The following is a 9965-nucleotide window of genomic DNA, read 5'->3' as shown; positions in this document are numbered from 1 at the left end:
CGATTATCCTTTGATGGTGCTCAGAAGTCCGGCCAGGGCTCCGGCCAGTTCGGGATCACCAGCGCCAGGCGTGGTGGGCTCGGGGGCAGAGTCCGACGTGCCCCGGATCTTGTTGATGCGCGCGCGGGCTTCGGTGCGCGTGGCGCCTGCGGCGAGAAGCGTGAACTCCATCGCCCTGATTTCGTTGATCTCGCGGTCGCTCGACTTCGCTTTCTCGTCGACCTTCGTTTGATCGGCGGCGAGCAGCGCATCGGCAAATCCGCGCTCGATAGCCACGCTGCCGGACATGTAGGTCTCGGCATCCATCCATTTGATGACATCGGCGCTCGACTGGTTGGTGCGCTGAACATAGACGTCAGCCATGGCCCGATCGAACGGCTCGAGCCACGCCGCCGTCTCTGCCATGTCGTGGCGGTTGCCGATCGCCAAAACCCAGCAATTGTGGATCATGATGAAGGATGCGGCCCCGATCTCGATGGCATCACCCGCCATGGCGATGATCGATGCCGCCGATGCCGCCATACCCATGACCTTCACGGTCACCTGCTGCGGATGCTCGCGCAGCACGTTGTAGATCGCGAGGCCCTCGAACATGTCGCCGCCCGGCGAATTGATCTGCACTTCAACCGGCCGATCGCCGATCGCGCGCAGCTGCGATGCAACCTTCTTGGCCGTGATGCCGCCGCCGCTCCACCAGTCCTCGCCCACCACATCGAACATGGTGATGACGTTGTCGCCCTGTTCGAGAGCGGCGGGGCGGATGCCTGCGGCATCATCGGACCAGCGCGACATGACGTCGGCCTTGGTGAAGGCGCCGACACGCTTGTCGCCGGGAATGGGCAGCGCGCCGGGACGCGCCATCGCGAAAATCGGTGACATCCTATGCATCCTGCTTCTGCTTCTTGTTGGGCGCGGGTTGGGGGTCGGGCTCAGGTTCGGCATCTTCGACAGCCGCGGCGGCAGTGGTGCCGGGGCGGGGAAGATCGTTGCCATCCTCGTGTGGGTTCATGTCGAAGGCATCCCGCGCCTCGTTCTGGGTCGACCATCCGAAGCCGCCGCCAGCGCCGAGCGCCTTGGAGAAAAACTCGGCCTGATCTTTCATCGAACCGCGCAAAAGCGCGCGCTCGTTGAATTTCGCGTAGAGCATCGTGCCATCGGCACTTTCCTGCTCGTCATCGTCGAGCAGGCGCCAAACGGCCTCTTCCCAGATGACGAACCACACCATCAGGCAGTATGTGACGAAGAATAGCCCGAGCTGCTCGATCCCGCTGCCCCAGCTCGTCTCGTCGAACATGAGCAGCGGGCGAGGAACGCCGGTAAAGCGCGACATTTCCTCGGCTTCGGCCTTTCGCGTCTCTGCCAGCTGAGAATCCTTGGCGTTCGCCGAAAGGCTCTTTGCTTTCAGGCCCTCCTCAAGAATGAGCCAATCGTTCGATGCGTCGACGCCCGAATAGTCCTCCTGAAGACTGGCCTTCAGATTGGCGATGGCCTCTTCCCCGAGCGAATTGTCGGTCTCGAGCGAGCCCGAAACGATCGCTCCTTTGGTCAGGATGCGCGCAACGGCCTTCGTGGCCTTGCTCGCCAGTCCGATCGTATCGGCGGAAACTTTAAGCAGAGAAACGCCCGTCAGCCCGTCGATCGTGACTGGCGAGCGGAAGTACATGACATCGCGAGCGGAGAGGATGCGCGTGCCGCCAGAGGGCCGGCGGTATTCGAAGGTCAGTTCGAAATCGTCGTTGAGCTTCGGGCGAACTGACTTTCGGGGAAGCGGAATAAGCTGGGTAATCTTGCCCCGCGAACGGACAACCAGCGCATAGGCGGTGCCGTCGAGCAACGCCATGATCTGCATCCAGGTCTTGAACTCGACCGCCGTCTGATAGGAATTGGGCTTGCGGTGGAGCACGCGGAACAGAGGGTGGTTGCGCGCCTTCTCGATGCGACCGTCGGGCAGGCGGCGCATCAGGTGCAATGGAAGCATGCCCATCGAACCGGCGATCAATGCGATCGAGCGATAGAAAGTGCTGTTCCGAAGCGCCACATGGTCGTTGACGACGACGCCCGATACCGATGGCGATCCGTCGCGCAGAAAATCGATCAACGCCGGGTCGTTCATCTCATAGGCCGTGTACGCGCGGACAGGCACAGCGATCTTTGCAGGCGCCGACCCCGGGCTAGCGCTCGAACGGCGATATCCGGCAGCGGCCTGATAATCTTCGGGGGACATTCCAGCCATCTGTCCTCCCTCAGCGCAGGCGGATCACGCCGCGCGTTGCATAAACCGACGCTTTCTTGGCCGCAGGATTACGGCTCATGAGCATTGCGGCGTTGAACGCCGCTACCAACGGGTCGATCTTGGCCTTGCCGGAAACCTGTTTGGTGATCAGCACCGCGTTCCCGCGCGACTCCGACTTCGCGTTCCCGACGCACCACGCCATCAGCGCTTGATCGGCGTGAATGAACGTGCCGTCCTTCAGCTTGCGCTCTGTGCCCCATACGGCCGACGACAATCTGAACCCCTGCGGGACCGCGAGCAGTTGAGTGGCGGTGAAGCCGCGTCCGCGCAGCTCGTCCACCATCGCCGTGATTCCGGCTGGGTCGCATCCGATCGCCGCCTCGTCAGGGAGAAGACCGGCATCCTTGACTTGATCGAGCAGGTTCGCCACCTCGACCAGATCCTGCGTCGGCTCGGTGCACTTTACCAATGATCCGTCCGCGACGAAGTCATTCAGGCGGCTGACGATGTCCTTGCGGCGCTCGAATACATCCATCTGCGCCCACGCTTTGCACCACAACAGCCACTGCTTAGTCTCGCGATGGCGCCCGAGCAGAGCCAGTCCGAGAAGGTCGTCGAGCCCGCCGCCATCGATCCCCGCGACGACCACCTCGACGATTTCGAGGAACTGCTCCAGCGTGCCGTCCCAAAGCTCGGGGGCTGCTGCCGCACCCTCCCAATAAACCCCGCCGATCCATGCGTCGTGGCGAAGGCCGACGCCGATCTCCACATTGAGATGCTTGGCGAAGAATATCTGCTTGGTGCCGTCCTCGGCATTTTCGTATTTCGTGAACTCCGTTTCCAGCCAGCGCTGCCGAACGGAGAGGCCGATGTTTGGATTGGTGATGTAAAAATTTGCCGGATCGAGGTGCTCATCGGCCTTGAGCATCGAAAGCGGATATTCGTACAGGACCGGGAGAAATTCGCGGTCATCGACTATGCCATCGCGAACGTCCCGCGCGTAAGCGAGCTTTTCCTTGAAAACGCCGGCCGGCGGCTTGTCCGACTGCGTGGTGAGGAACAGGCTATAGCCCTCGGGCCTCCCGATCTGGCCGCCGGTGGCCTCCCCCAGCATGCCGTCCGCATTGTTCATCTCACCGAACAACCACAACTCGTCGACCAGAACCCGACTTGCCTTTTTCCCCGCGACCGTACGCGTATCCGCCGCAACGACCTTGAGAGTGGCCTTTGTCGCTCGGTGCGTGATCAGTCTAAGATGGTCCTGAATATGAAGCAGGTCGATTAGCTCAGGGTCGGCACGCACCATGGCGGCGGCAGGCTTGAAGCTGTTTCCCGCCACCTCGATCGTCGGCGCCAGGATGATATTCTCGTCGTGCTCCCGCCATCCGCAAATGAGCTCGGTCAACATGATGCCGGCCGCGATCGTCGATTTCGTGTTCTTCTTGCTGACCAGAAGCAGGGCGTTCTTGATGAACTGCTCACCAGTTTCAGGGTCATACGCACCGAAGATTGCTTCGGCGAACTCGAGCATCCACGGCGCACAGGCTTCGCCGATGGTAGGCTGCCCTGGAAGATCTGGGATGCGAAGCGATTTAAACGTGGCCATCTTCGCCTCGGCTGAGGCGGGAAATAGCGGCTTGAATGGTATAAGTGATTGCCGGCGCCTGATCCGGTCTTCCCAATCAGGACAGGCGGTGGTCCAGTCGGCCACGCGCTATTTTACCGACTTGAGCGCTGGCGGCCCCATCGGCCTGAATCGCTGGGCAACTTCATCTGCCCGCTCCTGTGCAGCGGCCTTCTTGCCCTGCGGGGCACTGGCCTCGTTGATCGTCTTGAACGCGAGAGCGAGGGTTTTGAGGGTCGCAGCTCGACCCGGTAGACTAACAGCTTTCATCATCGCCTCACGGCGCGCGGCATCGTCGTCGCCGTCAGTCGCGTCGATAATCATATCCTCCAGCTCGCCGCGGCGGCTGGTAATCACATCCAGTTCGTCGAGCATCCGAGCGACGAGCGACCGAGCCTCACCGGCGATGGCGGGGGATTCTCCCGATTTCTCAGACGACCGCGGTGGCGGGGGCGGTGAGCGCACCGGTTCGCGATTTTTCGGCGTGCGAACCTTGCGAACCCAGCCTTCGACCTTGGCGCGCTTCCGAATAGCCGTGTCAGAAATCTCATGTCTATCAGCTATTTCGCGAATGGAATCTTCGCCGGCCAAGTATTCAATCTCGATCCGGGGCCAATCGATAGTCGTTTTGCGATCTGCCATCAGGCACCAAGTCCCCAGAAAGTTCGCTCCAGCCTCCAACCCACCACGAAAAAATCCCTCCGTGTCTCGGGGCCGGTATTACGACGCCCCGGCCGCTCAGACTTTCGACCCGGGGGTGGCCATCGCGGCTATGCGCCGCGCTGTTCCATGCGCTGCTTCGGGCCGTCGTGGCAGGGCTTGCAGAGTGTCTGAAGGTTGGAAGGTGACCAGAACAGTGCCGCGTCGCCGCGGTGAGGCTCTCGGTGGTCGGCGATCAGCCGAGAGGTGTTGCCGTCGAGCCGACCGCACATCTGGCATGTGAAATCATCGCGTCTGAAGATCGTGAGCCGCAGAGCGCGCCAGCGCGCGGTGCTGTACCATTTGCGCCATGGTGAGAAGATGAGACGCCGGCCCTCTGCACTCCTGGGCTTGTGTTCAAGGTAGTCTATCGTCGGCGCTAGAGGCGTGAGCAACGGGGGCAATGAGCTCAGCTTGGCCATGGTTGCCTCGCGATGGTTGGAGCGGACAGTCGGATTCGAACCGATCATTCTCAGCGTGGAAGGCTGATGCTCTACCGTTGAACTATGCCCGCATGATCTGTTCGCCCGATGTGGCTAGGTGGCGCCGGCCACCACGACACTGCCAGCTAAGCCCGGCTCGGACGAACACCGGGGGCTGCGACCCGACCGCTGGGGAAAGGGTAACCAGCGGGGCGGGGACGAGAATAAACGTATACCAGACGATACATTCTCTTGACCGGCTCGATGATGTATCTTATAGGATACGCATGATCGAGGTTCGCCAGACAATCCATTACACGACATGGTTCAACGACCTGCGTGATGTGCGAGCCAAGGCCAAGATCGACGTTCGCATTCGCCGCCTGTCGCTCGGCAACTTCGGCGACATCAAGCCGGTCGGCGAGGGTGTGAGCGAACTGCGGATCGACTACGGTCCCGGCTACCGGATTTATCTGACCCAGCGCGGCCCGGTCGTGGTGATCCTGCTCATGGGCGGCGACAAGTCTTCGCAGAAGCGGGACATCAGGGACGCAAAGGAAATCGCGAAGGAGGTATGAAAATGGTTACGACAACCCGATGGGATGTGGCTGAGCATCTCGATAACGACGAAGCAATCGCGGCCTATCTCGACGCCGCGCTTGAGGAAGGCGATCCAGCGCTCATCAAGGCCGCCATCGCCGACGTGGCGCGCGCTCGTGGAATGACCGAGGTGGCGCAGAAGGCTGGCATCACAAGGGCTGGGCTCTACAAGGCACTGGCCGATACCGGCAATCCGTCCTTCTCGACGATATCGGCGGTGATGAAGGCGCTCGGGGTCAGGCTCGCGGTTTCGGCGTAATCAATGCTTCGCACTTCCGCAGAAACGCCACATCTGGCGGTCTCCGGTGTGCGGCGCGCCGATGGCTCAAGCCCCGCGCATCTCCGACAAGCTGCTCAGGCAGCGGTTCCCAAATCGGGACGGTTTGTTCCTATTTCATTCTCACGCAAAAGGAAAGTGTCAATCTTCACGCCGAAGCGCCCGTTGAACATCACCAGCGTGTGCTTCCCGTCGCTGAGCTCGACGACGCCCGACATGCCCGCGAACGCGCCATCAGGAGCCTTGACGATCTCGCCACGCTCAAAGGGATCGGTCTTCTTACTCTTCAGAATCCTGATCCGCGCCCGTTCCTCGCGCCGACGCAGAGCCTGCAATTCGGCGTCGGCGATCAGCGGAATCCTGTCCCGATAGCGGAAGACCGAAAATCCCGGCAACGAACGGGTCGGATCTGATGCCAGGGCGAACAGCTGGGCGATGTGTATGGATCGAGCAAAGACGTAGGCCGGCATGATTGGTGAGGGTCGCTCCACGATAGCCTTGCGACGACGCGACGCTCGCAGCCTCTCGATCTCGATCGGCGTCCACACCTCGTACCCGGCTTCGGTGAGCCCCGTCGCCAGCGCCAGCGTACTGCGGCCCGCCATCCTCAATATGCACCAATCGCTCATTGTCGCCCCGCTCTTGTCGTTATCTATGCCGCCGCCCGCGCGGCTTCCGTCTGCGCGATCGAACCCTTCGCCGCGTCAGCCCTTTGCCTCGCAACCAGCTTCTCGGCGTCTGCCTGCGGCACGCCGATCGCGAGATAGTCCTCGACGGCGGGGAGCGGCTTGGGCGCATCAGTCGCCGGCGCTGATGAGCACATGCCGTGTTCGGCCAGAATTGCCGTCGTCTCGCCCGGTCGCGGCTTCCAGCGCTGATGGGTCAGGCGAAGCCGCTGCTCCTCGTCCTCCGACGCCCGAAGTGCATCACTCCGCACGGTGTTTCGTCGCCATTCCACGTCGCCCGAAACTTCGGCCATGATCGCGGCAACGATCTTGCTCGGGTGATCCACCCGCGCCATCGCCGCTTTCGCGCCGCGCTTCAGCAAATCGACCGGGATGTGACGGAGAACCGCGAAAGCCGCGTGCAGCCATTCGCGCCGCGCCCGATCGTCCATGCCCGTTGCAGCGACCAGAGCAAGGCACGGCGTCAGCACAGCGGCAAACTGTTCACGCGTGACCGGCGTCAGATCGGTCAAGGTCTTCAAGGAATCCGATTGCGGCGCGAGTGCTCGGCCCGTGGGGGCTGTCGTCGTCAGCGCTTCGCCTTCCATTTCGCCTGCCATTCCGCTGTTCCTCATCCCTTGGGTCGTAGATTCCGCACCAGCCGCGCTCGGCGGCGTGTTGCAGCAGGCGGCCGGGCGGCCATTCCTCATCGGTCAGCCGGGCAATGTCGGACAGGAACCGCTTGTGGGCGGATGGAGTGTTCGGAAGCCGCTTCTTCGCCCGGTTGGCGAGAAAGTCTTTCCAGGCCTGCGCATCGGCCCAATCCGGCATGGGGAACGGGTCGGCCTTACGCGTGCGCGGGATTTCGCAATCCGGGTGGGGGTGTGGGGGTAGGGGTTTGTTGGGGGTCTGGGGGAAGGAAGGGGAAGGGGGCGAGGGGGCGGGAGTGTCCGCGGCGTCACGGGATGTCACGTGCTGTCCCGTGATGTCACGTGACTTGGCCTTGCGGTCGCGGTCGGATGATCGCCGCTTCCCGATCGCCTCGATCGCTGCCTCGCCTCGGGCAAGCGCCATCGCAACCTCGCCGATCAGGTCGGCGGGCACGCCAGCAGCGACAAGGCGCCCAAGAAGGTCGCCAGCGCTCATCTGGAACCGATCTCCACCCCAGCGGTAGTCTCTATGCGCACGATCATCCGATCAGCGTCCGGGAGTGGCGTGGGGTAGGCGCTGCTCCCGGTATTGGCTTCCAGATCGAAGACCACCCGAGCGAAATCCTCGTCGTCGCGGACAAGTGTTTCGGCGCGCCGCAGCGCGTAGAGGATCGATGTGTGATCGCGATCACCAAGCGCGCGCCCTATGGCCACCGACGATCGCCCCAGCTTACGGCTGGCGACCACGCAAACCGCGAACCGCGCGCGGGCTACCGTCCGCTGCCGGCAGTCTCCGACAATCTCCGCCCGCGTCAGCCCGGTCAGCATCGCTGCCCGCTGCACGATCTCCTGCACAGTGCCCGGAACCGCGCTCATAGCGCACCACTCGCCGCCTGGCGCTGCGACTGGGGCAACATGCCGGTACGCGCGAAAGTCCTCGCGTCAGCCGCGATCTGATCGAGGATGATCCGGCGCGCCTCTTCGGCGGTGATCCGGTGATTCTTGACGAGGTTTCGATAGTCGTCGCGATATTCGAGCGGACACCAGCCCATGTAGAATTCGGACTGTTTGCGGGCCGCGCGGACGCGGCTGGGCGATCCGGCCGGCGTGAGGGTATTGCCTTTGTTCAGCTTCCCGAGCCGCCGACCGGTTTCGGCGAGTTGCGCACGCAATGCAGGCTTCTCAGCGAGGGCGCGACGCCAGCCGGCCTTGCAGCGTGCGGAAATCCGGGCACGCTCATCCGGATCGGCGAGGCGCGCTTTCATCGCGGCGCTGCACTTCTGCCGGCGCTCGATCGAGAGCGCGGCGACCTGCGACGCATGGCGTTGGCACATCGTGCCCTTACGGCGCGGGTTGTGCGCCAGCGGCGTTGAGCATTCGAGGTGAGAGCAGATGAGCGCGACCATCAGAACGGCACCTCGTCAGGGACGGTGAAGCGCTTCGTTTCGAAGCCGGCGACGAGGACCGAGTAGAGCGGCGCGACGACGAAGAATTTCTTCCCCGGATTGGCGCGCGCCAATCGGTCTGCTTCCGCCTCTGCTGCGTCCTGCGTTCCATGGCGGTGGCGCGGTGGCGTCGATCCGGTCGGACTCCAGACCAGATAGAATGGGACGTAGCTGTCCATCAGCGCCCCTCCCGAAGCCGGGCGAGGATCTGCACCCGCCGCGCCTCGTCAGCCTCCCGCTGGCGCGCGGCGCGGGTCCGCCCACCCGAAGACAGGCGATCTTCCGCGATGGCCAGCAGCCGTTCCGCCTCCGCCAGCTCGCGCGCCAGCGTGACCAGATGGTGCTTGTCCGAAGACCACTTCGCATAGACGATGCAGAAGCCCGTCCATGAGAGAAGGGTCAGGGTGGTGAGGGTGGTGACGATCATGCCGCCCTCCACTGTTCGCTGACCTTGGCCAGCCGGGATCGGACTTCGGCGATCGATTGCTCGATCTGTGCATGATGCTCGCGCTCAAGGTCTGCGAGCACGACGATGTCGGCGCGGAGCGAAGCAATCTCCGGCGGCTCCTTCAGTTCGCCGAAGGCGGCCGTCCGGAACTGCGTCACCATTGCGGGCGACAATCCGGTTTCCGAGGCCACGCGGCTATCGGACCAGCCGGAAGTGAACGCACCCTTGTCCTTGTCGAAATACACCTGGAGCAGTTCGAACATCTTTGCCTGCGCCTTCATGGCGCTGGCCGACGGCGTGGATGCCATCTTCTTCTCCTTTTGCTTGTCCGCGGCGATATCGGCGCGACAGCCGGTGCAAAGCCGCTTCCGCACGTCCCAACCCTTGGCCGCGAACTTCTGGTCGATCTGGTCTGCGGGCGGCATCGACGTCGAGAAGTTGATCTCGCCCACCTTCGCGCAGCGCGCGCAGGCGAGGGAGGCGACCAAGGTCGCGCTCCCCACACCCGGCCTGGACCGGAAGCTCCGGCCGTGGTGGCCGTCACGATAGGCGTGACCGCGAGACACGATCAGGCGAGGCCCAACGCGGCCTTGTAGGTTTCGAGCAGCGCGTCGGCCTCTTCGCGGACATGCTTCTCCATGCGGCGCAGGCGCACGATCTGGCGGATCGTCTTGACGTCGTAGCCGGTCGACTTGGCCTCGGCGTACACATCCTTGATGTCGTCGCTGACGCCTTTCTTCTCTTCTTCGAGCCGTTCTATCCGCTCGATCAGCAGGCGGAGCTGGTCCGCCGAAATAACGTCCGTCATCGTCACTTCTCCCTTTCAAGCCGCGCAAAACCTGCGTGGCGGTTCCAATCCGGGTCGGTGAGAAGAGCGGCAGGGTAGACTTCGCCGATGGGCT

At 63.0% G+C, this 9965-nt stretch carries 16 protein-coding genes and 1 tRNA gene; 2 read left to right on the top strand and 15 right to left on the bottom strand.

Annotated elements, in window-relative coordinates; translation table 11 throughout:
- Window positions 1-3: 3 nt before the first annotated feature.
- The 6 genes from AC3WT0_RS02750 to AC3WT0_RS02725 all read right to left on the bottom strand — a co-directional run bounded on the left by AC3WT0_RS02750 (window position 4) and on the right by AC3WT0_RS02725 (window position 5070).
- Window positions 4-942, bottom strand: coding sequence for a head maturation protease, ClpP-related (locus AC3WT0_RS02750; RefSeq protein WP_492751277.1), 939 nt, complete (start codon window positions 940-942; stop codon window positions 4-6).
- Complete coding sequence (locus AC3WT0_RS02745; protein WP_492751275.1) at window positions 881-2143, bottom strand: phage portal protein; 1263 nt, start codon at window positions 2141-2143, stop codon at window positions 881-883. The genes AC3WT0_RS02750 and AC3WT0_RS02745 overlap by 62 nt, the downstream gene beginning before the upstream one ends.
- A gap of 100 nt (window positions 2144-2243) precedes the next feature.
- Window positions 2244-3944: a terminase large subunit gene (locus tag AC3WT0_RS02740; RefSeq protein WP_492751274.1), complete on the bottom strand. Its 1701-nt coding sequence runs from the start codon at window positions 3942-3944 to the stop codon at window positions 2244-2246.
- A gap of 3 nt (window positions 3945-3947) precedes the next feature.
- Entirely contained in the window at window positions 3948-4499 is a 552-nt protein-coding gene (locus tag AC3WT0_RS02735) for a hypothetical protein (protein WP_492751273.1), read from the bottom strand.
- A 128-nt stretch (window positions 4500-4627) separates the two neighbouring features.
- Window positions 4628-4789: an HNH endonuclease gene (locus AC3WT0_RS02730; protein WP_492751849.1), complete on the bottom strand. Its 162-nt coding sequence runs from the start codon at window positions 4787-4789 to the stop codon at window positions 4628-4630.
- A gap of 206 nt (window positions 4790-4995) precedes the next feature.
- Window positions 4996-5070 (bottom strand) — tRNA-Gly (locus AC3WT0_RS02725).
- A 195-nt stretch (window positions 5071-5265) separates the two neighbouring features.
- Here AC3WT0_RS02725 and AC3WT0_RS02720 point away from each other — a divergent pair.
- Window positions 5266-5556, top strand: coding sequence for a type II toxin-antitoxin system RelE/ParE family toxin (locus AC3WT0_RS02720; RefSeq protein ID WP_492751271.1), 291 nt, complete (start codon window positions 5266-5268; stop codon window positions 5554-5556).
- Window positions 5557-5558: 2 nt separating this feature from the next.
- The gene (locus AC3WT0_RS02715; protein WP_492751269.1) at window positions 5559-5837 is read left to right on the top strand and encodes an addiction module antidote protein; all 279 of its coding nucleotides are present in this window, start codon (window positions 5559-5561) and stop codon (window positions 5835-5837) included.
- Window positions 5838-5932: 95 nt separating this feature from the next.
- Here AC3WT0_RS02715 and nusG read toward each other — a convergent pair whose 3' ends face one another.
- From nusG to AC3WT0_RS02670, 9 genes are all read right to left on the bottom strand, one after another.
- Window positions 5933-6460, bottom strand: coding sequence for a transcription termination/antitermination protein NusG (gene nusG / locus AC3WT0_RS02710; RefSeq protein WP_492751267.1), 528 nt, complete (start codon window positions 6458-6460; stop codon window positions 5933-5935).
- A 47-nt stretch (window positions 6461-6507) separates the two neighbouring features.
- Window positions 6508-7128 (bottom strand): hypothetical protein, encoded by a 621-nt coding sequence (locus AC3WT0_RS02705; RefSeq protein ID WP_492751266.1) that lies wholly within the window; start codon window positions 7126-7128, stop codon window positions 6508-6510.
- Complete coding sequence (locus AC3WT0_RS02700; protein WP_492751847.1) at window positions 7025-7351, bottom strand: phage replication initiator YdaU family protein; 327 nt, start codon at window positions 7349-7351, stop codon at window positions 7025-7027. Before AC3WT0_RS02700 ends, AC3WT0_RS02705 begins: the two co-directional genes overlap by 104 nt.
- 311 nt (window positions 7352-7662) lie before the next feature.
- Window positions 7663-8046 (bottom strand): helix-turn-helix domain-containing protein, encoded by a 384-nt coding sequence (locus AC3WT0_RS02695; protein WP_492751265.1) that lies wholly within the window; start codon window positions 8044-8046, stop codon window positions 7663-7665.
- Window positions 8043-8576: a hypothetical protein gene (locus AC3WT0_RS02690; protein WP_492751264.1), complete on the bottom strand. Its 534-nt coding sequence runs from the start codon at window positions 8574-8576 to the stop codon at window positions 8043-8045. Before AC3WT0_RS02690 ends, AC3WT0_RS02695 begins: the two co-directional genes overlap by 4 nt.
- The gene (locus AC3WT0_RS02685; RefSeq protein WP_492751262.1) at window positions 8576-8794 is read right to left on the bottom strand and encodes a DUF2188 domain-containing protein; all 219 of its coding nucleotides are present in this window, start codon (window positions 8792-8794) and stop codon (window positions 8576-8578) included. The genes AC3WT0_RS02690 and AC3WT0_RS02685 overlap by 1 nt, the downstream gene beginning before the upstream one ends.
- Window positions 8794-9042: a hypothetical protein gene (locus AC3WT0_RS02680; RefSeq protein WP_492751260.1), complete on the bottom strand. Its 249-nt coding sequence runs from the start codon at window positions 9040-9042 to the stop codon at window positions 8794-8796. The genes AC3WT0_RS02685 and AC3WT0_RS02680 overlap by 1 nt, the downstream gene beginning before the upstream one ends.
- A complete protein-coding gene (locus AC3WT0_RS02675) occupies window positions 9039-9551 on the bottom strand; it encodes a hypothetical protein (RefSeq protein ID WP_492751258.1) in 513 nt (170 codons plus the stop codon). The genes AC3WT0_RS02680 and AC3WT0_RS02675 overlap by 4 nt, the downstream gene beginning before the upstream one ends.
- Before the next feature lie 80 nt (window positions 9552-9631).
- Entirely contained in the window at window positions 9632-9871 is a 240-nt protein-coding gene (locus tag AC3WT0_RS02670; protein ID WP_492751257.1) for a DUF2312 domain-containing protein, read from the bottom strand.
- Between the last annotated feature and the right edge of the window lie 94 nt (window positions 9872-9965).

The organism is Sphingomonas sp. EU05-FHT14C10, from assembly GCF_058790595.1.
This window is presented reverse-complemented; position numbering and strand designations above follow the sequence as displayed.